Annotated in this window: 18 protein-coding genes; 9 read left to right on the top strand and 9 right to left on the bottom strand. The window is 62.5% G+C overall.

The features are described from left to right. Positions 1–91: 91 nt before the first annotated feature. Positions 92–1,039 (top strand): UDP-3-O-acyl-N-acetylglucosamine deacetylase, encoded by a 948-nt coding sequence (gene lpxC, locus QM649_RS12400; RefSeq protein WP_415199357.1) that lies wholly within the window; start codon positions 92–94, stop codon positions 1,037–1,039. Positions 1,040–1,204: 165 nt separating this feature from the next. Here lpxC and QM649_RS12405 read toward each other — a convergent pair whose 3' ends face one another. Continuing rightward, positions 1,205–2,374 (bottom strand): lactonase family protein, encoded by a 1,170-nt coding sequence (locus QM649_RS12405; RefSeq protein WP_415199358.1) that lies wholly within the window; start codon positions 2,372–2,374, stop codon positions 1,205–1,207. A 27-nt stretch (positions 2,375–2,401) separates the two neighbouring features. On the opposite strand from QM649_RS12405, the gene QM649_RS12410 reads away from it, so the two are divergent. Continuing rightward, positions 2,402–4,069 (top strand): phytoene desaturase family protein, encoded by a 1,668-nt coding sequence (locus tag QM649_RS12410; RefSeq protein WP_415199359.1) that lies wholly within the window; start codon positions 2,402–2,404, stop codon positions 4,067–4,069. A 370-nt stretch (positions 4,070–4,439) separates the two neighbouring features. Here QM649_RS12410 and QM649_RS12415 read toward each other — a convergent pair whose 3' ends face one another. Next, complete coding sequence (locus QM649_RS12415) at positions 4,440–5,411, bottom strand: ComEC/Rec2 family competence protein (protein WP_415199360.1); 972 nt, start codon at positions 5,409–5,411, stop codon at positions 4,440–4,442. A 139-nt stretch (positions 5,412–5,550) separates the two neighbouring features. Between QM649_RS12415 and QM649_RS12420 the strand changes: the two genes are divergently transcribed. After that, positions 5,551–7,758, top strand: coding sequence for an alpha-galactosidase (locus tag QM649_RS12420; RefSeq protein WP_415199361.1), 2,208 nt, complete (start codon positions 5,551–5,553; stop codon positions 7,756–7,758). A gap of 38 nt (positions 7,759–7,796) precedes the next feature. On the opposite strand, the gene QM649_RS12425 is transcribed toward QM649_RS12420, so the two are convergent. Continuing rightward, entirely contained in the window at positions 7,797–9,242 is a 1,446-nt protein-coding gene (locus QM649_RS12425) for an APC family permease (protein ID WP_415199362.1), read from the bottom strand. An 82-nt stretch (positions 9,243–9,324) separates the two neighbouring features. After that, on the bottom strand, positions 9,325–11,193 hold the full coding sequence (locus tag QM649_RS12430; protein ID WP_415199363.1) for an APC family permease: 1,869 nt from the start codon (positions 11,191–11,193) through the stop codon (positions 9,325–9,327). A gap of 160 nt (positions 11,194–11,353) precedes the next feature. On the opposite strand from QM649_RS12430, the gene gatB reads away from it, so the two are divergent. Beyond that, positions 11,354–12,829: an Asp-tRNA(Asn)/Glu-tRNA(Gln) amidotransferase subunit GatB gene (gene gatB, locus QM649_RS12435; protein WP_415199364.1), complete on the top strand. Its 1,476-nt coding sequence runs from the start codon at positions 11,354–11,356 to the stop codon at positions 12,827–12,829. 244 nt (positions 12,830–13,073) lie between these two features. Continuing rightward, positions 13,074–13,817 carry a rhodanese-related sulfurtransferase gene (locus tag QM649_RS12440; protein WP_415199365.1) on the top strand — a complete coding sequence of 248 codons (744 nt, stop codon included), beginning with the start codon at positions 13,074–13,076 and terminating at the stop codon, positions 13,815–13,817. A gap of 65 nt (positions 13,818–13,882) precedes the next feature. Here the strand turns inward: QM649_RS12440 and QM649_RS12445 are convergent, their stop codons facing one another. Continuing rightward, on the bottom strand, positions 13,883–14,281 hold the full coding sequence (locus QM649_RS12445; protein ID WP_415199366.1) for a barstar family protein: 399 nt from the start codon (positions 14,279–14,281) through the stop codon (positions 13,883–13,885). Between the two features lie 53 nt (positions 14,282–14,334). After that, on the bottom strand, positions 14,335–15,606 hold the full coding sequence (purD, locus tag QM649_RS12450) for a phosphoribosylamine--glycine ligase (RefSeq protein ID WP_415199367.1): 1,272 nt from the start codon (positions 15,604–15,606) through the stop codon (positions 14,335–14,337). A 297-nt stretch (positions 15,607–15,903) separates the two neighbouring features. On the opposite strand from purD, the gene QM649_RS12455 reads away from it, so the two are divergent. The 3 genes from QM649_RS12455 (at position 15,904) to QM649_RS12465 (ending at position 20,117) form a co-directional block, all read left to right on the top strand. After that, positions 15,904–17,265 (top strand): Nramp family divalent metal transporter, encoded by a 1,362-nt coding sequence (locus QM649_RS12455; RefSeq protein WP_415199368.1) that lies wholly within the window; start codon positions 15,904–15,906, stop codon positions 17,263–17,265. A 52-nt stretch (positions 17,266–17,317) separates the two neighbouring features. Further along, on the top strand, positions 17,318–17,926 hold the full coding sequence (locus tag QM649_RS12460; protein WP_415199369.1) for a hypothetical protein: 609 nt from the start codon (positions 17,318–17,320) through the stop codon (positions 17,924–17,926). Positions 17,927–18,158: 232 nt separating this feature from the next. Beyond that, positions 18,159–20,117 carry a glycosyltransferase family 39 protein gene (locus QM649_RS12465; RefSeq protein ID WP_415199370.1) on the top strand — a complete coding sequence of 653 codons (1,959 nt, stop codon included), beginning with the start codon at positions 18,159–18,161 and terminating at the stop codon, positions 20,115–20,117. A 78-nt stretch (positions 20,118–20,195) separates the two neighbouring features. Here the strand turns inward: QM649_RS12465 and QM649_RS12470 are convergent, their stop codons facing one another. The 3 genes from QM649_RS12470 to QM649_RS12480 form a co-directional block, all read right to left on the bottom strand. Further along, complete coding sequence (locus QM649_RS12470; protein ID WP_415199371.1) at positions 20,196–21,581, bottom strand: bifunctional enoyl-CoA hydratase/phosphate acetyltransferase; 1,386 nt, start codon at positions 21,579–21,581, stop codon at positions 20,196–20,198. A gap of 121 nt (positions 21,582–21,702) precedes the next feature. Continuing rightward, positions 21,703–22,581 (bottom strand): TIGR03435 family protein, encoded by an 879-nt coding sequence (locus QM649_RS12475; RefSeq protein WP_415199372.1) that lies wholly within the window; start codon positions 22,579–22,581, stop codon positions 21,703–21,705. A 118-nt stretch (positions 22,582–22,699) separates the two neighbouring features. After that, positions 22,700–23,458 carry an AIM24 family protein gene (locus QM649_RS12480; protein WP_415199373.1) on the bottom strand — a complete coding sequence of 253 codons (759 nt, stop codon included), beginning with the start codon at positions 23,456–23,458 and terminating at the stop codon, positions 22,700–22,702. Between the two features lie 131 nt (positions 23,459–23,589). On the opposite strand from QM649_RS12480, the gene QM649_RS12485 reads away from it, so the two are divergent. Next, positions 23,590–24,996 carry an alkaline phosphatase family protein gene (locus QM649_RS12485; RefSeq protein ID WP_415199374.1) on the top strand — a complete coding sequence of 469 codons (1,407 nt, stop codon included), beginning with the start codon at positions 23,590–23,592 and terminating at the stop codon, positions 24,994–24,996. Positions 24,997–25,047: the final 51 nt, after the last annotated feature.

The following is a 25,047-nucleotide window of genomic DNA, read 5'->3' on the forward strand; positions in this document are numbered from 1 at the left end:
TCAAATCCGCAACAGTGAAACTTCTCCCGCCAAAGTTAGTCTATGCCTTCGTGCCCCAGTTCTGAACGCGTGGACGATGAGGATTTTGCATTTGAACCCAACAGCGCACTACGAGCAGACGCTGCAGCAGGCAGTCAGCTTTTCCGGTATCGGACTTCACAGCGGAGCGCCCGTTCAGATGCGGCTGCTGCCCGCGCCCGCCGGCACCGGCATCCTTTTCCGCCGCACCGATCTCGACAACTTTGAAATTGCTGCCAGCGGCCGCAACGTGGCCAAGGTCAGCTACGCCACCAGCCTGATGCGCAAGGGCGTGCTCATCTCCACCACCGAGCACCTGCTCTCCGCGCTCATCGGTCTCGGCGTCGATAACGTCATCGTCGAGCTCGACAATCTCGAGCTGCCCATCCTCGACGGCAGCGCCCAGCCCTACGTCGAAGCCTTCCGCTCCGTCGGCATTCGCACTCAGCGCCGTCGCCGCGAATACATCCGCGTCCTCAAGACCGTCGAGGTTCGCGAGGGCGACAAGTTCATCGGTGTCTATCCCGGCGAAGGCTATCGCGTCTCCTACAAGATTGATTTCCCCTCGCCTATCGGTGCGCAGGGCTTCGATATCGATCTCGCCTCCCGCAGCTACGACACGCAGATCGCACCGGCCCGCACCTTCGGCTTCAAGGAAGACGAGCAGAAATTGCGCGATATGGGTCTGATCCGCGGCGTCTCCGATACCAGCGCCATCATCCTCAACCGCAAAGGCGTGCTCAACGGCCCGCTTCGCTTCACGGATGAGTTCGTGCGCCACAAGGTCCTTGACCTCATCGGCGACCTCGCGCTCGCCGGCAAGCAGATCCTCGGCCATGTCGTTGCCGAACGCGCCGGCCACGCCATGCATACCGCGCTCGTCTCGCGCCTGCTCAAGGACAAATCGGCCTGGGAGCTTGCCACGGTGGATGCTCCGGTCGTCAGAACCCTGACCAAGACCTTGACCAAGCCGGCACCCCGTACACGCGTCGCCGCCCGCACCGCGCTGGCGACGATCTAAGCAAGTCAGCGAGTAGAAGGCAGTCAGTCGCAAGGACGGTCAGTGGAGGAACGGTTAGCAGGAAACAGAAAAGCGGCCAGCGGCGAAGATCCCGCTGGCCGCTTTTTTACTGGCCGTCCTTGCGACTGACTGCTGACCTGCCGCCTCACCTGCGCGGACTCGCTGCTAATAAAACAACAAACACTGCGGACGCGAGATCGGATACGTCTTCGACGTGGCTGCGAGTGTGCCTGCTACGCTGTCGCGTGCGATCACCGAGATCGTATCGGACACCTGGTTCGCCACCAGCAGCCACTTCTCGCTCTTGTCCAGCGCGATGTGCCGTGGAATATCGCCGCCGCACGGCGTGCGCCCGAGCAGGCTTAGCTTGCCCGTCTCCGGATCCACTTTGAAGCTGGAGATGTTGTTGTCGCCGCGATCGCAGGCATAGCCAAAGAGGCCGTCGTGGGTTAGCACCATCTTGCAGCCCGTGGCGGTCGGCCCCGTCCAGTTTTCGGTGCGGGTGCTGATCTTCTGCACTGTCGTCAGCGAACCCTTGGCCGCATCCCAGTTCAACACCGCGATCACCGAGGCCATCTCTTCCACGCAGTAGGCAACCTTGCCGTTCGGATGGAAGAGCAGCGAGCGCGGGCCGGCGCCCGGGTCCGAGTGCCACGCATCGGGCGTGTTCGGTGTCAGCTTTGCCGTCGCCGCATCCAGCTTGTAGATGTGAATACAGTCCAGACCGAGGTCGTTCACAAACAGATAGCGATTGTCGGGCGAAACCGTGACCCAGTGCGCGTGCGGCGAGGTCTGCCGCGAAGCATCCGGTCCATGCCCCGTGTACTGGAAGTGAGAGACAGGCATGCTCACGCGGCCATCGGGTTCGACGTGGAAGGAGGCCGCGCTGCCGCTGTCGTAGCTCGCCGCGAAAACCGCCTTGCCGGTGTGGTCGATGGCGATATGCGTGGTGCCGTAGCCCTCGGAAGGCACGGCATTGAGGAAGTTCAACTTCGCCGCGTCTGCATCGACGGCGAAGGCGCTCACGCCCCCAGACTTCGCCCCTCCGAAGTGATCGATCTCGTTACAGGCGTAGAGATACTTCTTGTCCGGTGAAAATACGAGATAGGTCGGATTGTCTCCCCAGGCCGCGAGACCCTTCTGCGTCAGCGTGCCGGTCGCGGCGTCGAAGCTGTACGCGTAAATGCCCTGGCTGGTGCTGGGCTTCAGCGTCTGCGTGCCGACGTAGAGCAGCTGCTGGCCGGCATCGGCGGCGAAGGCGCGCCATCCGCGCGCTGCGAGCGGCGCAACGGCCGCGCTCTGGATTGCGGTGCGAAGAAACCTGCGGCGATTCATGCCCACCATCATTACACGCAGGATGCGATGTTGGTCTCGGCCATGCAGCCTGTACACTGCTCGCGCATGTCTCTTTCGCCTACTGCCCGCGTCCTCGGCCGCATCGGTCTCCCGGCTCCTGTCCATGAGCTCGCGGCCCGCAACTGGGATGCGATCATCGTCGGAGCCGGACACAACGGCCTCGCCTGTGCCGCGTATCTCGCACGCGCGGGCAAGCGCGTGCTGGTGCTGGAAAGCCGCGAGCGGGTTGGCGGCGCATGCACCATCGAGGAGACCTTTCCCGGCGTGCGCATGTCGCCCTGCGCCTACCTTGCCGGGCTTCTTCACCCGCTTATCGTGGACGAGCTCAATCTGCCTGCGCGCGGTTTTCGCTGGTTCCCTGCAGTGAACGGGCTCTTCGTGCCCTTTCTCGATGGTTCCAGCGTCCAGCTCTGGGATGATGACCAGCTCTGCGAAGAAGAGATACGCGCCTTCGCGCCGCACGACCTCGAGGGCTTTCGTGCGATGAGTGCGGTCATCCGCCGCCTGCGCGATGCGCTGCGGCCGCCAGTGTATGAAGGCAGCACAAGCCATGCCTCCGGCGGAGCTCTCGAACGCGATGTATGGTCCGGGCCAGCGCCTACGCCAGAAGAGATCGATCAGCGCCTAGGCTCCGACACCGAGGCGCGTAAGGTGCTCTACGAGTGGTCCATGGCCGAGTTCGTTGGCCAGTACCTCATCGACGAGCGCCTGCAATCGGCGTATCTCGGCCAGGGCGTGATCGGCACCTACGCCAGCCCCTTCGATCCCGGCACCGCGTCCATCCGTTTTCATCACGCATCAGGGCGCCTCGGAGGCATGCCCGGCATGTGGGGATATGTCGAGGGCGGCATGGGCATGGTCAGCTTCTATCTCTGCGACGCCGCGCGCGAGGCGGGAGCTGTCGTTGCCGCAGGCGTTCCTGTCGCGCAGATTCATCCCGGCGCGGGCGTCGAGCTCGAAGGCGGCGACCGCATCCTCGCGCCCATCGTTATCTCGAATGCCGATCCTGTCCGCACGCTGCGCATGCTCGGCTCTGCCGCCGATCCCGCATGGCGTGCGCAGGTTGAACGTGTCCCCATCGAGGGCTGCACCGTGAAGCTCAATGTCCTGCTGCGCGAGCTGCCTGACTTCACCGCGCGCCCGGGCCAGCTGCAGCCGCATCACTATGGGCAGATCAACGCTCCGCTCACGCACGAGGAGTGGAAAGCCGCCTTCGCCGCATCGCGCCGCGGTGAGCTGCCTGAGCACCTGTGGTGCGAGATTTACTTCCAGAGCGTGCACGATGCCGCCGTCGCGCCCGAAGGGCTCCACACCATGAGCATCTTCGCGCAGTACGTGCCCTATCGTTTTGCGCAGGGTTCATGGGACACGCGCCGCGACGAGGTCCGCAGGCTCGCGCTCCGGTCTCTGGGCCGCTTCTGCTCGAATCTCGATACTGCGGTGATCGACGCGCAGGTGCTCGGGCCACCGGATATCGAGGAGAAAGTCGGTCTCACCGGCGGCCATATCTTCCAAGGAGAATGTCTGCCGCCCTACATGTGGTCGCGCCGCCTGACTGCGAAGACGCCCATGCCCGGCATGTACCTCTGCGGAGCGGCAACGCATCCCGGCGGCTCGGTGATCGGCATCAACGGCAGGAATGCAGCTATGGCTGTACTTGCGGATATGCGCTAAAGCTGCGCTTCGAACTGATATAAGAGGTGCTAAAAAGAGCTATGACCGTTCGCATAATGGTCGGCAGTTGTTTCTTTGTGCTTGCAGTAGCCAGTGCAGGCGCAGGTAGTTTAATAGTTCGCCAGATGATCAGAGAGCTCAATCAGAAAAATTCAGGCTTAAAGCCAATTTCTCCAGATGTCTTTTGGCCTGGAAGGCTGAGCTGGATTGTTTCAGCACATCGCTGTTTCTATCCTTCGAGCAAGCTCATGTCTTATATGCGTGCAAGTGTATTGGGGCTACTCGTGGGATTCTTCGGGGGTGCAGCGTGCATCATGATTCATTTGCAATAACGAAGTGTTCCGCCCACACGTGGCTCCACTGCGAGTGACTACTGCGGATACTTCACCTCCGCGCCCGTTCGCGTGTTGAGCACATCGATCTCCCCGTTCCGATATACGCTCGCCTTCAGGAAGTACCCTGCGTCAGCCTTCGTTGCGACAGGTCCGGTCAGGTTTGCAATCCGGGCAGGAGCCACGTTATTCGCCGCGCCGCCTTCCTGCGAATAATGCAGCTGCCACAGTGCCTCGAGCCCCGGAGCTTTTGCGAATGTCTCGAGCGTCGGCGTCGATCCGCCCTTCTGCTCGCCGTTATCCATGATCGCCACGCGCGGCGCGATCGCGTACACCAGCGCCGGGCTGCTGCTCTGGTACCAGCCATGATGCGAAACCACCAGCAGGTCCACGTGCCCCAGCTTGTTCGCTGGACACATTAGCTCGCGCTCCTTGTCCCACGTCAGGTCGCCGAGATCGAGAATGCGCGTCTTGCCGTAAGTGATCCGCACGCCCAACGATCGCGCATTTTCGGTCTGGTCGGCAGACCGAACCTCGCTCTGTGCGCAATAGGGATTCGCCTCTCCCGCGCCGGGCAGCGGCTGCGAAATCAGCTTGCCATCCGCGCTGATGACCTGCACCTCAAGCCCGGGAATCGGCAGCATATCGCCCGGTTTCGGGATGATCTGCTTGTATTTGCCCGTCGCTAGCACCTTCTCGAAGGCCGTGGCCATCTGCACCGTGGTTGCGTCGCCGGTCTCACGATTCGGCCCGTGATAGATGAATGTTTCTACAGGGATCTTCGCGACAAGCTGGGGCACGCCGCCGGTGTGATCCACGTGATAGTGCGTGAGCAGCACCGCGTCGATGCGCGTGAGGCCCGCATCCTTCGCGGCTGCCACGATGCGGTCCGCATCGCGTCCGGCGTTGTCCGGCCAGCCCGTGTCGATCAACAGCGACCGGTGCTCCGGCGTCACCAGCAAAGTCGACTGCCCACCCTCTACGTCGATGAAGTACATTTGCAGGGGCAAGTCTGTCTGCGAAAACGCAGACGCGGCAAAACAACAGATAACGGCCGCGAGCATCGTCAGCGTTCTGACGGCGGCTCGCATACGCAGTACGAGAAAGCTTGTGGGAGAAGCCATGCTTCGCAGAGTAAACCAAACTCTTTTGAAATCGTTTGCAACTGTTCTCTTTGCCGGCCTTACCGCGCACGCGCAGGAGGCTGCCACCTACGATGCGGCCACGAAGGTCTTCCGCATCGATGGCGGCAATGTGACGTACGCCTTCGGCATTAACGATCTTGATGAGCTGCAGCCCGTCTACTGGGGCGCGCGCCTCAAGCCCGGCGACCCGCTGCCCGCCGCGCACACCAACGAGGGCCACGCCTCCTTCGATTTGCCCTCCGGTACCACGCCGCAGGAGTTCTCCGGATGGGGTGCGGGGCTTCAGCTCGAGCCCGCTCTCAAGATCACCTTCCCTGATGGCAACCGTGACCTCGTCCTGCACTACGTTTCGCACAAGATCGAAGGCAACGCGCTCACCGTGCGCCTCAAGGACATCGAGCGCGCCGTCTTCGTCGAGCTGCGCTACGAGATCGATCCTGCAACCGGCATCCTCGGCCGTTCGGCCACCATCGAGAACAAGACATCCGCGCCGCTGGTGATCGAGCAGGCCGCGGCTGGAACGTGGACGCTGCCGCAGGGCACCGACTACACGCTCGACACGCTCACCGGCCGCTGGGCCAGCGAAGACGCGCTGCACGTCGAGCCTCTGCACCAGGGCGAGCGCGTGCTCGAATCGCGCCGTGGTTCCACGGGCCATCAGAACGATCCGTGGTTCGCCATCGAGCGCAATCACACCAACGATCAGGACGCGGGCGATGTCTGGTTCGGGGCCCTTGCGTGGAGCGGCTCCTGGCGCATTACCGTCGAGCAGGATCTGCTCAACCAGGTGCGCGTCACCGGCGGCTACAATCCGTTCGATTTCGGTTACAAATTAGCGCCCGGCGAATCGCTTGCGTCGCCTGTCTTCTATGGCGGCTACACGCATGACGGCATCGGCGGCGCTTCGCGGTTGCTGCATCGCTTCGAGCTCACGCAGATCCTGCCGCAGCGCCCGCATCCCAAGCCGCGTCCGGTGATCTATAACTCGTGGGAGGCGACGGCCTTCGGCGTCACCGAGGCCGGGCAGGAAGCCCTTGCCGAAAAGGCTGCCTCCATCGGCATCGAGCGCTTCGTGATGGATGACGGCTGGTTCGGACAGCGTAAGACGGACAACGCCGGCCTCGGCGACTGGTACGTGAATAAGGAGAAATTCCCCAACGGCCTCAAGCCGCTGATCGACAAGGTGCACTCGCTCGGCATGGACTTCGGTCTGTGGGTCGAGCCGGAGATGGTGAACCCCGACAGCGATCTCTATCGCAAGCACCCGGACTGGGTGCTCAACTTCACCGGCCGTCCGCGTACCGAGGGCCGCCAACAACTCGTCCTCAATCTCGCGCTGCCCGATGTGCGCGCGTATGTCTTCGGATTTCTGGACAAGCTTGTTACCGAGAACGACATCGCCTTTCTCAAGTGGGATTACAACCGCAACTGGTCCGAGCCCGGCTGGCCTGCCGTTGCCCCTGATGAGCAGAAGCAGGTCTACGTGAAGTACACGGAGAATCTCTACAGCATCCTCAAGGAGCTGCGCGAGAAGCATCCCAATGTTGAGATCGAGTCCTGCTCCGGCGGCGGTGGCCGCGTCGATCTTGGCATCCTGCGCTACACCGACGAGGTCTGGCCCTCGGACAACACCGATCCCTACGATCGCCTCACGATTCAGGACGGCTTCACCTATCCCTACACGCCCGGCGTGATGATGGCTTGGGTCACCGATTCGCCCAGCTGGGCCAATAACCGCGCCACCACGGTCGAGTACCGCTTCCTCTCCTCGATGCAGGGAGGACTCGGCGTGGGCGCGAACCTGAACCACTGGCAGGCCGAGGACTTCGCCACCGCGAAGCACCTGATCGCCGAATACAAGCAGGTGCGGGAGACGGTGCAGCATGGCGATCTTTACCGCCTCATCTCGCCCCAAAAGAATGGAGAACGGGATAACAGCGAGCAGTCGGTGACGGAGTCCGTCTCGTCGGACAAATCGCAGGCCGCGGTCTTCGCCTTCCTGCATTCGAGCACACAGGGATATCCGTATCCGCTGCTCTATCTGCGCGGGCTCGATCCCAACGCGCAGTACCGCCTGCACTGGATTACCGAAAAGCCCGGCGGAACGCTGCCCGAGACGGCTAGCGGCCAGTACTGGATGAGCGCAGGCCTCGCGCTGAACCTGATCGGCGACTTCCAGGCCACGGCCTTCCGGCTGGATAAGGTGCAGTGAAAATGAAAGAGCAGCGGCAGTCTTGAACGTGTGCAGTATCAGGCGGGCGGGATCTTCAGATCCGCCCGCTTCTTTCTGCGCTCCGCGATCACGAACACCACCACGCCCGCACCAACAAGCACCAGCGTCGACGCGACCACCTTCACAACCGCAAGCGTGGGATGGGTCTCGTCTTCGCCGGGAATCACCGAGAGCACGATGGTCAGCGCCGTGCTCAGGAAGCCGATCGATGCGAGCGCGATAGCCACGTGCTGTCCGCCCCACACACGGATGGCTTCGGGGCCGGAAGGCCGCGACTGCAGCCGGATCATCGCGGCGAAGAGTACGAGATAAGGCAGAAAGTACGAGAGGATAGACATGCTCACCAGCACGTCATACGCGCCGTGCACCGTCGTCCCCGCCTGCCCCAGCACCGCCATCACCATGCCCGCGAGTCCATAGCAGCCGATGGCGATCCACGGCGTGCGAAAGCGCGGATGCACATGGCCAAATGCTCGCGGCAGATAGCGGTCGATGCCGGCGACGAAGGGCAATCGCGAGGTCGAGGAGAGATACGCCGCAGCGCCTCCCACCGCGTTGAGTCCGATCAGCAATGCGATGGGCGCCGCCAGCCATGCCAGATGCAGCCGCATGCACAGTGTCGTCATCCCGCGCATGAAGCCGTCCACGCCGTGCACCGCATTCGAAGGCAATGCGACCAGCAGCGCGGCTGTGCCTGCGATATAGGCCATTGTGAAGATGGCGCCGCCCGCCAGCAGCGCTCTTGGGATGGTTCGCCGCGGATTCTCGATCTCCTCTCCCATGAACGAGCCCGCTTCGCATCCGCCGAAGGCAAAGAAGATCGTGGACCAGAAGATTGCGTTTTTCAGATCGAGATGCGGGATGAGCTCACGGCCTGTGAAGTGCGTCGCCGATCCATGCCGCGCGGCTGAAACCGTGGCCAGAACGATCAGCAGAGAGATGGGCAGCAGGCTGCCGAGCGAGCTCACATTGTTGAGCCATTTGCCTGCGTTGATCCCGACAATATTTGTAACCGTGATGATGACTAACCACGCCAGGGCGAACAGCAGGTAGAAGCGGCTGTCCGCTGCGAGCGCCTGCCCATGTGAGCCGAAGGCGAAGAGTACCGATCCGGCGCCGAAATAGAGCACGGCAGGGAAGTACGGCAGGTTGCTCATCCAGTAGGTCCAGGCGGTGAGAAAGGCAGGGAAGTCCCCAAACGCCTCACGCGTCCACACGTAGAGGCCGCCCTCATCCGGGTAGCGGGATGAAAGTTCGAGCACACTCACCGCAAGCGGCAGGAAGAACCCGCACAGCGCAAAGAGCCAGACCAGGAGCGTACTCGGACCGGCAGCCGCGGCTGTCGCCACCCAGCGCACGCTCAGACCGCTCACGATGTAGAACAGCGTTAAATCGCGAAAACGCAGCGCACGCCGCAGAGCAGGCTGCTGTGCGGCATCGGAGTCCTGAGCGGCAGGATGCATGGAACCCGCAGCATACTACAGCCCTGCTTTGTTGCCTGAAAAGAAAAAGGCCGGACCCGGAGGCCCGGCCTTTTTCCTTCTTCTATCGCGCCAGGTACCAGGGGATATTGATTACCACGATGCGCTGGTTGCCGCGTAGCAGCAACAGCAGCTTCAGCACATTGGCGCGCTGGTTGTGCAGGATGGTCTCCCACCAGTGCTTCACCACCAGCTCCGGCACCAGCACTGCGATCTGCCGCGTCTCCAGCTCCTTTTCTTTCTTGAGTACGAAGTCGATCACCGGAGCCAGCACGAAGCGATACGGCGAGGTGATCTGCACCAGCTCCGGCACCTTGAGGCCTGCCTTCTCCAGCGGCGCGGCAATCATCCTGTCCCACTCGTCACAGATGCTGCCCTTGCTGTCTTCGCTGTCCACGTGCACGGCGATGACCTCCGGCGACATGCCCAGGGCGAAGCGCAGGGCCTTCTCCGTCTGCCGGCTCCAGCGGTCCAGCGGCAGAATCACCACCGGCGGCTGCAGGTTCTCGAGGCGCAGCGGCGTGGGGCAGTTCGTCTCGCGGCGCACGCGCATGTAGTGCACGCGCACGCGGTGCATCAGGAAGATGAGGATCGGCACCAGCAGAGCTGTGACCCACGCGCCGGCCATGAACTTGGCCACCAGCACCACCAGCAGCGTGATGCCGGTAGCCAGCGCGCCGATGCCATTGATGAGCATGCGAAGTTTCGACTTCGGGCCGGGATTGCGCATCCAGTGCACGACCATGCCTGCCTGCGAGAGTGTGAAGGCCAGGAAGGCGCCGATGGCATAGAGCGGGATCAGGCGATCGGTGACGCCGCCGAAGAGGATCAGCAATGAGGCGGTGAAGAAGACCAGCGCATAAATGCCGTAGGAATGCAGGAGGCGGCGTCCGCGCAGCAGGAACATGTGCGGCAGAAAGTCATTCGACGCAATGGCCTTGGTCAGGCGCGGGAAATCGGCGAACGCCGTATTCGCTGAGAGGGACAGCACCAGCAGGATGGAGCCGATGGTCGTGTAGTAGAACCAGCTGCGCCCGGTGACAGCGGCCGTCAGCTGCGAGAGCACGCTCTCGTAGTGCGTGCCGTTCGGGTCCGTTGCGCCGATGCCGTACGCGCGGCACAGCAGCGCAATGCCCAGCAGCAGGACGATGAGGAAGGCGATGATGATCGTCAGCGTGATGCGCGCGTTCTTCGTGCGCGGATCGCGGAAGGCCATCACGCCATTCGAGACGGCCTCGACGCCGGTCATCGCCGTACAGCCGCTCGAGAAGACCTTGAGCATCAGCCACAGGCCCAGCATCTCGGTCGCATGCGGCAGCGTTGGCGGTTTCACTACCGGCACCGGATGTCCGCCGCCCATCAGTACACGCACGCCGCCGAGCACGATGACCACCAGCATCGTGCCCAGGAAGAGAAACGTCGGAATCTGGAAGACCACGCCCGTGTCGCGCACGCCGCGCATATTCACAATCGTGAGGATCAGCAGGATCGCCAGGCACAGGCCCAGCATGTGCGGCTGCAGGGACGGCACAGCTGACACCAGCGCGCCCACGCCTGCGGAGATACCCACAGCCGCGGTGAGGATGTAGTCGATCATCAGGGCAGCGGCCGCCAGCAGGCCCGCACCGTCGCCCAGGTTCTCGCTGGCCACGGTGTAGGATCCGCCGCCGTTCGGGTAGGCCTCGATCGTCTGGCTGTAGGAGAGGTAGACGATAATCAGCAGGGTGACGATCGCGGCGATCACCGGCACGATCAGGTGCACACCGGCCAGCCCCAGCGGGATCAGCAGCGTCAGTGCCGCCTCCGGGCCGTATGCAGCCGAGCTCAGGGCGTCGAGGCCGAAGATCGGCAGACCCGCCGAGGGGCCTACCTGTTCCGCGCGTTCCTCGCTCGTGGCGAGGGGCTTTCCAAAGAGCAAATCGAGTATCTGCATGGTTTTCTGCCTGTAAAGGCCAACTCGTCCAGCTTAGATGCGAATCGCCCGGACGCCCACATCATCGGCGTTTCCGTCGGGGGCCATCTGCCTTGCCGTTCCAAGGTACAACGGCGCGGTCCCGGCCGAAATTTTCGTCTTGTTAAACTGGAATACGACCATGAGCACCGCCATCAGCCTCTCGCCGGAGATTCTGGCCAAGTACGAGCCGGTTATCGGACTCGAAGTCCACGTCCAGCTGCTCACCGAGACCAAGGCCTTCTGTGGCTGCACGAACCGTTTCGGTTCGGCGCCGAATACGAATGTCTGCCCGGTCTGCCTCGGCCTGCCCGGCGCGCTGCCGGTGCTCAACGCCCGCGCCGTCGAGTTCGCCACGCTGGCCTCCATGGCCATCAACTGCGAAGTCCGCGAGCGCTCCATCTTCGCGCGCAAGAACTACTTCTATCCGGATTCGCCCAAGGGCTACCAGATTTCGCAGTTCGACAAGCCGCTGGCCGAAAACGGCTGGATCGACGTGCCTACGCCCAACGGCATCAAGCGCATTGGCATCACTCGCCTGCACATGGAAGAGGATGCCGGCAAGAGCCTCCACGACGGCCAGCCGGACTCGAACCTCTATACCTCGGTCGATCTCAACCGCTGCGGCACGCCGCTGGTCGAGATCGTCAGTGAGCCGGACATCCGCACGCCCGACGAGGCCTACGAGTACCTCACGCGCCTCAAGGAGATCCTGCTCTACACCGCCGTCTCCGACTGCAACATGGAAGAGGGTTCGCTGCGCTGTGACGCCAACGTGAGCGTGCGTCCGCGCGGGCAGGAGAAGTTCGGCACCAAGGCCGAGGTCAAGAACGTCAACTCCTTCCGCTACATCCGCTCGGCTCTCGAGTACGAGATCGAGCGCCAGGTCGAGATCCTCGAGGGCGGCGGCCGCGTGGTGCAGGAAACCCGTCTCTGGAATGCGAACGAGGGCCGTACCTACTCGATGCGTTCGAAGGAACAGGCGCACGACTACCGCTATTTCCCCGAGCCGGATCTGCCGCCGCTCATCGTCTCCGCGGAGTTCCGCGCGAAGATCGCCGCGCAGATGCCGGAGCTGCCCGAGGCTCGCCGCGCCCGCTTCGTGACCGAGTATGAGATCACCGAACAGGACGCAGCGACCATCACCGCGACCCGCGCCTTCGCCGACCAGTTCGAGGAAGCCGCCAAGGCAGCGAAGAGCCCGAAGCGCGTCGCCAATCTGGTGCAGGGCGAGCTGACCAGCCGCCTCAAGCTCAAGGGCCTCGAGCTCGAGCAGTCGCCAATCAGCATGAAGGGCATCGCCTTCGCCGCCGATCTCGCCGAAGAGGGCAAGCTCTCAAGCAAGCAGCTCAAGCAGCTCTTCGACATCGCCTTCGAGAACAGCGAGGATTTCCCCGCCGTCTACGAGCGCGAGAAGCCGCAGCAGATCTCCGACACCGGCGCCATCGAGAAGATGATCGACGAGGTCATCGCCGCCAACCCCAAGCAGGTAGAGCAGTACCGCGGAGGCAAGAAGACGGTCGCGGCCTTCTTCGTCGGCCAGGTCATGCGTCTCTCCAAGGGCCAGGCCAACCCCGCGCTGCTGAACGAGCTGGTCGCGAAAAAGCTGGACAGCTAGCTGTTAGTTACTAGCTTTTAGCTTCTAGCTCCATCGCTCCAATGCCAAGAGCCTCCCTATATGGGAGGCTCTTCGCGTTCGACAGAAATTGTCATTCCGACCGAAGCGCAGCGAAGTGGAGGAACCCGCAGTTGTGTTGGCAGTGGCACGAAAATGGGTGTCCCGTCCAAGCTCTGCTTGGGCGGGAGAGCACGAACCCACGCCCTTCATGTTTTCCGGACGATACACTGATCTCAGGAATAACATGTACACCATCGCCGCTTTCTATCGCTTCTTCGCGCTCGCCGACCCCGCGGCCCTGCGTGAGGAGCTGTACAACACTTTTGCAGGGACAGACCTGCTCGGCACGATCCTGCTTGCGCCCGAAGGCATCAACGGAACCATGGCGGCCTCGTCCGAGACGATCGGCCGCCTGCTCGACATGCTCGCAGCGAAGGCCGGGCTTGATATTTCCGATGTGAAGTTTTCGGCTTCGGAGACCGCTCCCTTTCGGCGCCTGAAGATCAAGGTGAAGCGCGAGACCATCACCTTCCGCAACGCGCCGGTCGATCCTGAGCGCCCCGGAACCTACGTCGCCCCCGCCGAGTGGAATGCGCTGATCTCTGATCCGGAAGTGCTGGTGCTGGATACCCGTAACACCTATGAGTCGGAAGCCGGTACCTTCGCCGGCGCGGTGACGCCCGAGCTCGCGACCTTCTCGGACTTCGCCACGTATGTGCGGGAGCAGCTCGATCCCGCGCGCCACCGTAAGGTGGCCATGTTCTGCACCGGAGGCATCCGCTGCGAAAAGGCCTCGGCCTACATGCTTCAGCAGGGATTCCCCGAGGTCTATCACTTGAAGGGCGGCATCCTGAAGTACCTCGAAGAAGTGCCAGCCGACGAGAGCCAGTGGAGCGGCAGCTGCTACATCTTTGACAAGCGCGTAGGAGTCGGCCATGAAGACTTCCAGTCGGAGCACGAAGTTGAGGATGCTTCGTTGGCTGACTAGCCTAGGTTCCCCTCATTTCGCGCAACTCAGAAAGTGGGAGGGCACTAGCTATCTCTCTGGTCCAGTTAAGCCGCAAGAATTACGACTAGCCGCTTCTTTCTGTCGTCGGGAAGCTCCTTGTCAGACAGTGAGAGCGGCAAATCCGACAAAATTTCGCAGGCGATAGCAAAGTCTGCCGGGAATCGATTTCTCATTGAGGTGGATTCAGGCCACACAATAAGGATCTTTTCTTGCGGAGTCATGTACAAACCTGACCAGAGGGAATCTGCAAGAGCATCCCAGCTGCGATTGCCGCTCAGTGCAGGGTCAAGTGGTAGCGTGTCGCGGACAGCATTGAAGAAGTCCTCTCTGGTGGAGATCCTGGATGGCAGGCTAAGCACTAGCCAGCCATCTCGTTCACTGTCTTCCTGGATTCTCTGTACTGCATTCGATACCACAGAAAAGAAACCGCTATCGCTGAACATGTTCACTGATTTCCTTCATGGGGTTCACGCGCCTTGCAGTTTCAAGCTAAGAGCTACTTCTTCAAAGCCCGATGCCCAATGTCCCGCCGGTAGTACATCCCCTCGAACGAGATCTTCGCGATCCCCTCGTAGGCAGTCTTGAGTGCGGCCTCGAGCGTATCGCCTGCCGCGGTCACCGCCAGCACGCGGCCGCCGTTGGTCACAATCGTGCCGTCCACCAGCGCGGTTCCCGCGTGGAAAACCGTCACACCCGGGATCTGTTCGGCCTCGGCAATGCCCGAGATCGGCAGTCCTGTGAGGAAGCTGCCCGGATAGCCGCCCGAAGCGGCGATGACGCAGGCCGAGGCGCCCTTCTTCCAGCGGAATTCCGTCTCCTTCAGCCGGCCCTCGACGCAGGCTTCAAAGGCATCGAGCAGGTCGCTTTCGAGGCGCACCATGATGGCCTGCGTCTCAGGATCGCCGAAGCGCGTGTTGTACTCGAGCACCATCGGGCCGCGCGCCGTCATCATGAGGCCCACGTAGAGCACGCCGACAAACGGCGTGTCTTCAGCCGCCATGCCGTTCACCGTGGGCTGCGCGATGTGGTTCACGATCCACTCCCGCATCTCCGGCTCTAGCATCGCGTCGGTGGAGTAGACGCCCATGCCGCCCGTGTTCAGGCCGGTGTCGCCCTCGCCGATGCGCTTGTGATCCTGCGCGGGAACCAGCGGTGTCACGTGTTTGCCGTCGCTCAGCAGCAGGAAGCTGATCTCGTCACCGGTGAGGAACTCCTCGATCACCACCTGCGTCTCGACAGAGCCCAGCAGCTTGCCGCTGAAGAGCCCGGCGATCGCCTGCTCCGCCTCGGTCTTCGTCTCGCAGATCAGCACGCCCTTGCCGGAAGCCAGGCCATCGGCCTTGACCACCACCGGCAGGTGGAAAAGGTGCAGCGACTCGAGTGCTTCCTTCTCGGTGGTGCATACGGCGTAGTTTGCCGTGGGGATGTTGTGCCGCTGCATGAAGCGCTTGGCGAAGCTCTTGCTCGTCTCGAGCATGGCCGCGGCCTGCGTCGGCCCAAAGGCCTTGAGTCCGCGTCGCTGCATCTCGTCCACCATGCCGACGGAAAGCGGTAGCTCCGGCCCTACGATCGTCAGGTCCGGCCGCTCCTCGGAGACGACGCGCATCAGGTCGTTCACATCCTTCTGATTCACCGGCACGCACCGCGCCAGCGCCGCCATGCCGCCGTTGCCCGGCGCGCACACAATCTCCGTCACCCGCGGCGACTTCTTCAGCGCCCACACCAGCGCATGCTCGCGTCCACCCGCGCCTACTACCAGAACCTTCATCTCAGCCAGCTTCTCCGTGCTTCCTCAAATTGCCTGCAGCTCAAAATTCCCAAGATTCAGGCTATCGCAGCACGTTCCGCGAGCCAAGCCAGCCCAATCCATATCTGTCATCCCGGCCGTCGGGTGGCCCGCACAAGCCTTCACCCGCAAACGGAACCGGGTGCCCCACGTCTCGATTCTGAGACGTGGGGCGGCTCAACCGCTCGATCCACAGTGCGACCCTATGTCGCCTCCGGTCCGGACAGTCTGGGGCCATCGCACCCACTCTTAATTGCTATTAAAAATATTTCGTTAACCATGGTTTACATCCAGGCAGGCCATGCCTACACTGGAACCACCCACATGGCGCTTCCCGCGGCAGGACCACAGACCGACCCGGAGTTCACGCCTCAGCTGCCGAAGTTGCGCAGCCGCCAGCTCTGGTCGTACTTCGGACCGGCTTTCGTCGCCAGCATCGCCTACATCGACCCCGGCAACTTCGCCGCCAACTTCGACGGTGGCGCGCGCTTCGGCTACAAGCTGCTATGGGTGCTCCTGTGGTCGAACGCGATGGCCATCCTCATCCAGTACCTCGCGGCCAAGCTGGGTATTGCGACCGGCAAATCGCTGCCGGAGAACTGCCGCGATCAGTTCTCGAAACCCACCGTGATCTTTCTCTGGCTTGCGGCAGAGGTCTCGGCGCTAGCCACCGATCTCGCCGAATTCCTCGGCGCGGCGCTCGGCTTCTATCTGCTTTTTGGTCCGCGATTCCTGCTCTATGGGTGGAGCAAGACGGAGATCCTGCTCGTCGCCGCGCTGCTCGCCTCGGTCTGCGTCTTCGCCATCCTCGCGCTGGAGCTGTGGGGATTCCGCAAGCTCGAGCGCGCCATCATGGCCTTCGTCTGCGTCATCGGCGTCTGCTACGCGCTGGAGATGGTGATGATCCGCCCGCAGTGGGGGCAGGTCGCCTATCACACGCTCGTGCCCATGCTTGATGGCAAGAGCATCTACGTCGCCGTCAGCATGCTTGGCGCCACGGTGATGCCGCACGTCATCTATCTGCATTCGTCGCTGGTACAGCCGCGCCGCCGCGAGGAGGACACAGGCCCGCAGCGTCAGCGCATCGTGCTGCGCCTGCGCCACCTGCGCTTTGAGACGATCGATGTCTTCGCTGCCATGAATGCCGCGTGGCTGGTGAACTCAGCGATGATCGTCGTTGCGGCGGCTGCCTTCGGCGGCCACGTGCTGGCGAATCCAATCGAAGATGCGCACCGCACCCTGGGACCGCTGCTGGGGCCGGCGGCAGCGATGGCCTTCGCCGTCGCGCTGCTCTGCTCCGGGCTCTCGTCGTCGACGGTGGGAACCATGGCCGGGCAGATCATCATCGAGGGCTTCCTCGATATCAAGTTCAGCATCTTCCTGCGCCGCCTCATTACGCTGCTGCCGGCCATCGCGGTCATCGCCAGCGGACTCGACCCGCTGAAGATCCTCATCCTCTCGCAGGTGGTGCTGAGCTTCGCGCTGCCCTTCGCGCTGATCCCGCTGCTGCTGCTCACGGGCAATCGCAACCTGATGGGCACCTTCACCAATCGCCGCCCGACCCACATTGCCGGATGGGTGACGGTGAGCATCATTGTCGCTTTGAATGGGTTCCTGTTGTGGCAGAGTCTGTTGGGGTGAGAGTAGGGTAGAAGTTGTTTCGAAATGAACGTGCTCGTGCTAAGTTCGTGCCATGTTCAGAAAGATCGTTGTAGCCGTTGCTCTTGGCACATCTGCCTTACTGCTGCCTGGTCAGGAAGTTTCAACTCCCGAAGTTGCCCCCGGGATTCATCTGCCAGAGAGAGGAAGTTACTCGATGCTGGTGGAGAAGAGCAGCAAGCCCAGTCTCGTCGTTCTTCACGGTTCCGAACTTGTAAGCAATACGCATGCTGGCTCCAACTTCGCCCGTTCCATCGTGTATGCGGGGCCTCGCCGAACTGTAGAAATCGCGAACCTCACGTCAGAGGTCGAAGTGGCAACGAAGTCTCCAACCTTCTTTGCGCGGATTCCCGATGATGATCCGGACACCTTCCGCAATCGTCTGAGCCTTATCAAGCTAAAGCCCGGTAAGGATACGCGGATCTGCATCGAGTTCTCCGCAAATGTATTCGGCGGATCACGGAAGCGGGAGGTACAGGAAATCGCGATCACGAAGACGGATATGGATGGCGGCGCATGGGTAAAATTCACTCCTGAACAGCCGCTGGAGCCGGGCGAGTACGCGGTTGTGGAACTTCCCAAGGACAAGCTGCTCACTCCCACCGTCTTTTACGACTTCGGCGTTTCTAACGAGGCGCAGTAACGCTCATTGGGTGCCCCATGTCTCGCTTCTGAGACATGGGAGGAAAACCCGGGGGAGACTGTGATCCTGTAGGGATAGGCGATCCCACGTCTCAAGGTCGAGACGTGGGGCACCCGGCTACACCCTATCCTCTACACCCTATACCCTCGCTTCCTCTACTATGTTCGGCATGCAGAATCCTGCGCCTGCCGACGCTCGAAAAAGCCGCAGTCAAACGATTGCATTCATCGCCGTGCCGCTGTTGTTGGCGATCTTCGCCCTTCAGCTGATCGGCGTGGCGCGGCTCTATTCTGCAAACTGGGACGAGGCGCATCACCTCTACGACGGCTATGTGAGCCTGACGAAGAGCGACTATCGCCTGAATGCCGAGGTGCCTCCGCTGGTGAAGATGGTGGCGGCGCTGCCCATCCTGCATCTGCATCCCGCGCTGCCCGGCGATGTCGCCGAGGGACACACCGGCAACGCCTTCGTCGGAGGACGTCTCTTCGTCTTCCACAATGGTGGCGATCGCCTGCTCTTTGCCGCGCGCATGGCGTGCATGCTCTTTGCGCTCCTGGCCGCGCTGTTGATCTATGTTTTTGGGCGGCACGTATTCGGCGCGCTCGCCGGCGTCTGCGCGCTTGCGCTCTTTGTCTTCGATCCCAACGTGATCGCGCATGGCACGCTCATCTCCACCGACGTGGCCAGTGCCTGCTTCATCCTTGCGTCGATCTACGGCTTCTATCGCTACTGCGAGCATCCCGGCTGGCGATGGTTATGCATGACGGGCCTGCTGACAGGGCTCGCGATGAGTGCGAAGTTCACCGGTATCTTCGTTGCGCCGATGCTGGTGCTGATCGCGGTGTGCGAGGCTCTGCGCGAGCGTAACACCGCGGTCTTTGGCAGACTGCTTGCCGCCTGCGCGGGCATCCTTGTCTGCGCCTGGGCGGTCATTTGGGCCTTCTATCGCTTCCGTTATGCGCCGGCTCCGCATGGTCTCGAACTGAATCCCGCACTTGCGCCGTATCTCGCTTCGCTGCCGCATAAGTCGGATGGCGCGATGCTCGCGTTACTGGCGCGCCTGCACCTGCTGCCCGAGGCGTACATCTGGGGGCTGGCGAATACCAAGCACACCGAATGGGAGTTCACCGCTTACTTCCTTGGCCGCATCTATCGCCATGGTCCGTGGGAGTACTTTCCGCTTGCCTTCCTGATTAAGTCCACGCTGCCGTTGCTCCTGCTGCTGGTGCTCGCGCCGTTTGCGTGGCACAAGTCTGAGCGTGGATATGGCCGTGAGCTCATCTTTCTGCTGGTGCCGGTGGCCGTGTATTTTGCCGTGATCGTGACCTCGCACTTCGACATCGGCGCGCGGCACCTGATGCCGGTATATCCGTTCCTCTACATCATCGCGGGCGCAGTGGCGGCCATGATGCTTCGGCGCGGAGCTGCATGGAAAACTATCGCGGTGATTTTGCTCGTATGGCAGGTGGTCACGACGGTGCGCGTCGCTCCGAACTACATGGCCTATGGCAACGAAGCCATCGGCGGACCGTTGCAGGTGCGCCGCTACCTGAGCGATGCGAATGTCGACTGGGGGCAGCAGCTCAAGACCGTGCGGCAGTATCTCGAGCAGAACCACATCACCGACTGCTGGTTCGCATATTTTCCCGATGCCGCGGTGCAGCCGCAGGATTACGGCGTGCAATGCAAGCGGCTGCCCACGCCGAGCGGGCTGTGGTGGATCGGCCTGCCGATGGATGTGCCGCCAAAGATCACCGGTACCGTGCTCATCAGCGAGAGCGATCTCGATGGTGTCGAGTCAGGCGAGGGTGCGCTGAATCCGTATGACGCTTTTCGCGCCATGAAGCCGATCGCGATCCTGCAGGACGGTGTGTATGTCTACCAGGGAACCTTCGATGTGCCGCTCGCGTCGGCGTGGGTGGACGTGCACACGTCGGGTAAGCTCGAGCAAGGTGGCCAGCTCGACGAAGCACTGCAGCTGGCGCAGCAGGCTGTAGCGCTAGCGCCCGATTCGCCACGCACACAGTTACAAATCGCGGATGTGTTGGCGATGAAACAGCAGTGGTCTGAGGCATGGCAGCACTATCGGCTTGCGCAGAACGCGCTCCGTCAACAGCGGCCCGATCTGCAGGGAGAGGAGCTGCAGCCGCAGATCGATACGGGGATGAGGAACGTCGCAGCGCATCTGTAATCGCTGTATCGCTTGAGGATGCTGACTATCCCACGTCTCAGACTCGAGACGTGGGGCACCCAGTTATACCCTGCATTTCTACGCGAGAAGCACGCCGAGCGCGCAGCTCGCCATGCGGGCCAGCTCTCCGTCGGCGCGGCTCGTCAGCACGATCGGCACCTTCGCGCCGACCACCACGCCCGCGGCCAGTGCTCCCGCCAGGTACTGCAATTGCTTGAAGAGAATGTTGCCTGCTTCGAGATTCGGCACCATCAACAGATCCACATCTCCGGCCACCGGCGATGCGATGTGCTTGATCCGTGCCGCGTCGCTCGAGATCGCGTTGTCGAAGGCCAGCGGCCCATCCACGATGGCGCCGCGAATTTGACCGCGCTCGGCCATCTTGCATAGCGCCGCGGCTTCCAGCGTCGAAGGGATGGCCGGGTTCACCGACTCGACTGCAGAGAGGATCGCTACCTTCGGCTCGCGCACGCCCAGCCGCAGCATCGCATCGATGGCGTTCTGCAGGATGCTCACCTTCGTCTCGAGATCTGGCTGGATATTGATCGCTGCGTCGGTGACGAAGAGCGTCTTCGGATACATCGGCACGTCGAGCGCGAAGATGTGGCTGATGCGCCGCCCCGCGCGTAGTCCGCTTTCCTTTGCGATGACTGCGCCCATCAGCTCATCGGTGTGCAGCGAGCCCTTCATGAGCATGCCCACCGCGCCTGCTCGCGCTAACTCTACGGCCTTCGCCGCTGCGGCGCGGCTGTCTGCGGCTTCTATGATTTCCGTGCGGCTGAGTGATTCTTCCATCGCAGTGCTCAACTCGTGCGCGACGCGGCGTATCTCTGTTTCTGCGCCGACGAGCACCGGCACAATCAGGTCGTCCTTCGCGGCTTCGAGCGCCGCGCTCAGCGAGACGGCATCGCAGGGCCACGCCACCGCCGTGCGCACCGCGGGCCGCGCGGTTGCACGCGCAATCAGCTCCTGGTAGCGCCGGTAAGAATTGTTCACGATCACGTGCGGCACCGGCAGCGTGGACCATCGCTGTTTCTCCACCGGAGCCAGCACCTTGGCCGTGCCAGTGAAGATCTGCGCACCGCGCTCGTCATGCGCTTCGCAGGCAAAGTCGATCTGCCGGGTTGCTTCGTCCCTGCCCGTGACCTCGACGCTCACGAAGACGCGGTCGCCCACGTGGATGCGGTTGTGAAAGGCGAGGCAGATGCCGGTCAGCGTCACGCCGGGCCCTGGCAGCTGCATGCTGAAGAGTCCGGAGACCAGCGACGCACACCACATGTTCGGTCCCGTGAGGGCCTCGCCGCCGGCGCGCCGCGCAAGCTCGCCCTGGTCAAGCACTGCCTGGAAGCCCGAGATGGAGGCGAAGGCCAGCGCGTCATCGCCGGTGAAGACGTGTTCCGCGCGCGCGGTGTCCCCCAATGCTATTTCGTCGAAGGTTCTGCTCTCTACGAATCCCAGATTCATCCCGCCCTCGCGCTCGATCTCAGCTTCAAGCCTAAGCGTGTGGGCAGCGTGGGGATGTGATGGAAGTCACGGAGATGCGCGTCCTTGCATGCGCGGGGATGGACGCAAGGGATAGCTGGCTCTAGTTCGGGCTGGGATGCTCAACCTGATCGACGACGATCGCGGAAATGGGGCCTTTTCGCGCCTCCAGCTGTAAGCCAAGCTGCTGGCGGACTGCCTCGAAGAAGGGAAGGCTCGGCGCGTCGTCGGGGGCCGCAGGAAGCTCTCCTCCAAACTGGCGTTCATCCGGTGCCCATTCCAGGGAAAAGTCATACCGTCCCGTGAGCCCTGTTTTGTCCACGACGGGGCGGTCGAGCACCGCGCGCTGCAGCAATGAGGCGAAGTCATTCATCGTGGCGTTGCTGGCCGGCATCACGATCTTCTGCGGGTAAACCATGCCGGGGCCTACGCTCGCTGGGGCGTCGGGGCTGAGAGTGGTTGGCTTGAGCTTCGGCCCATCCTTGGCCACTTCCAGCGTGTAGATGGAGAACTCTTTCTCCTCGCGATGGAAGGTGAGATGAAAGCGATCCTGTAACAGCTTGCGGAGCATGGCCATCTGCGCATTGTGATCTGGCTTCGTTTGCCCCGGCGTCAACGCAAGAATGTCGAAGTGATCGGACTCGATCCAGGCGGGGCCGCCCGAGATGGTGCCAGGGTTCATGTCGTACGCGGCTGCAATGAGCAGTTTGAGATTGTAGTCGCGGACGACAAACCGGTTCGTCCCCTGCAAGGTGAGAAATCGGGGAGTCTTGGGACCGTTTTCGGCGGACTTGATTGCCACAACCTCAAAGCCCTGCCCGGGCAGAAGTGCGTGATCGCCCGCCTGCGAAGGACGGCCGCTGTCTGAGGTCTGAGCGAAGAGGCGCGACGAGATGAGGATGCAGAAGGCAATGGCTGTCAGGATTGCCTTCCGGCTCAGGCGCGGTGTCAGGCGCAGTCGTTGCCCCATGCGGTCTGTCATGGTTCACCCTGCTCATTCTTCAGGATCTGTTTCCCTTGAGGCGCGCTATGCATTCCAGCGGGCGAGAGCCGAAGCCCTCGCCCGCTGGAATGCTACACCTTCTTCCGGAAGCTCCGCTTTACTTCAGCCCATCCAGCAGCGAGCCGACGATGCCGCCCATCACGCCGGCCTGCGTGTTGCTCTGGGTCGCTTCGCCGTCGAGATACGGTTCGAGTTGGTGCGCGAGCTTCGCGATCGGCAGCGTCTGCAACCACACGCGGCCCGGGCCGGTGAGCGCGGCAAGGAAGATACCGTCGCCGCCGAAGATCATGTTCTTGATGCCCTGCACGCGGGTGATCTGGAAGTTCACGCTCGACTGAAACGCGCCCACGTGGCCCGGATGCACGCGCAGCGTCTCGCCCGGCGCGAGGTCCTTCACCACGACTTCGCCCGAAAGCTCGATCCACGCCATGCCCAGGCCGGTCACGTGCTGCAGCAGGAAGCCGTCGCCGCCGAAGATGCCCGCGCCCAGCGATTGCTGGAAGCCTACGCTCAGCTGAATCTGCGAGGTGGCGCACAGGAAGCCGTGGCGATGGATGAAGAGGTCGCGTCCCTGACCGATCTCGATCGGCACAATGTGGCCGGGCACACGCGTGGCGAAGGCCAGCTCGCCGGGCGCGCCTATCGCGCGGTATTCGGTCATAAAGAGGCTGCCGCCGCCGGCCATACGCTTGATCGCGCCGAAGAATCCGCCGCCGCCGCCGAACTGCGTATGCGTCGTCATCTGGATCGAGGCGCCCATCCAGGAAAGCTCGCCGGACTCGGAGATGATCGCGTCGTTGTGCTCCAGCAGAAACTCGAGGACCGGCATCGTGGTCCCGACAATACGGGTTTGCATCCTGAAACTCCTTCGTCTGCGGATGAGCCGCAGACTCTTTCAGATACGCGCAGATCGGTCCGCGCGTTCCACGCCACGATTGTAGCCGCACATTCATGCGGTGTTTGCGAAAGGGTGGCATGATCGATGCCATGATGCCACTCGCTCGTGTTCTCACCGCCGCGCTGCTTGCCTCGTTTGCCGCCGCTCCCGCCTGCATGCAGGCCCAGTCTTCCAGTCAATCGGCGCGCCCCGTGCTCATGATCTCCATCGACGGCATGAAGCCCGAGTACGTCACGCACGCCGACGAGCATCATCTCAAGATTCCCACGCTGCGCCGCTTCGTGGGTGAAGGCGCGTATGCGGATGGCGTCGTCGGCGTGATGCCGACGGTGACCTATCCGAGCCACACCACGCTGGTCACCGGCGTGTGGCCTGCGGTCCACGGTATCTACAACAATCAGGTCTTCGACCCCACGCGCGACTTCTCCGGCGCATGGTACTGGTACAACGAAGATGTCCGCGTCGAGACGCTCTGGCAGGCCGCGCATGAGAAGGGCTTGAAGACGGCCGCGGTGAGCTGGCCTGTGAGCGTCGATGCAAAGGGCGTCGACTATCTGCTGCCTGAGTACTGGCGCTCCTCGGTCGGCGGCGATCATCCCAACCCGGACGACCGCCACCTGATGGCCGCCATCAGCCGTCCGCTCGGTATGCTACCCGAGCTCGAGCGTGAGAACGGTCCTTACATGGCCGGCAATGACACGTCGGTCGATGGTGATCGGACCAGAACAAAGTTTTCGCTCGCCATCCTGCACGAGAAGAAGCCTGGCTTCATGACCATCCACCTCAGCTCGCTCGACGGCTCCGAGCACGAGCATGGGCCTTTCAGCGATGAGGCGGACGCCACGCTCGAGGCCATCGACGGCATGGTCGGTCAGCTCATCGAGGCGGCGCGCGCCAACGATCCGCGCACCGACGTCGTCATCGTCTCCGACCACGGCTTTGCCGACTCGCCGCATGGGGTGAACCTCGCGATCCCGTTTCTCCAGGCCGGACTCATCACCATGAGCAAGGCGTCCTACATCGGCGCTCCGCGCGTGACAGCGTGGCAGGCCGAGCCCTGGGCCGCAGGCGGCATGGCGCCCATCATGTTGCACGACCCGAACGACCAGGCCGTGCGCGAGAAGGTGAAGACGATCCTCGACAAGCTCGCTGCCGATCCGAACTCCGGCGTCGAGCGCATTCTCACGCAGGAAGAGGCGAAGAAGTACGGAGGCTTCCCGGATGCGGCGTGGGTCGTGGTGCTGAAGATGGGCTACATCACCGGCTCGCAGCTCAGCGGCCCGCTGGTCAGCGACTCGCCCGAGAAGGGTGCGCATGGCTGGATCACCGATGATCCCGAGATGCACGCATCGTTCTTCGCCATGGGCGAGGGCATCGCACATGGTAAGGATCTCGGAACGATCGACATGCGCCAGATTGCGCCCACGGTCGCGGGTATCCTCGGCGCAAACCTGCCGGATGCAAAGCAGCCGAAGCTGGATGTGACGGGGAAGTAGCTGGAATATGTAGCTAAAGCAGTTACGAAATACACGAGGGGCGCGGATATA

It is taken from the genome of Silvibacterium sp., from assembly GCF_047605705.1.
Taxonomy (GTDB): Bacteria; Acidobacteriota; Terriglobia; order Terriglobales; family Acidobacteriaceae; genus Silvibacterium.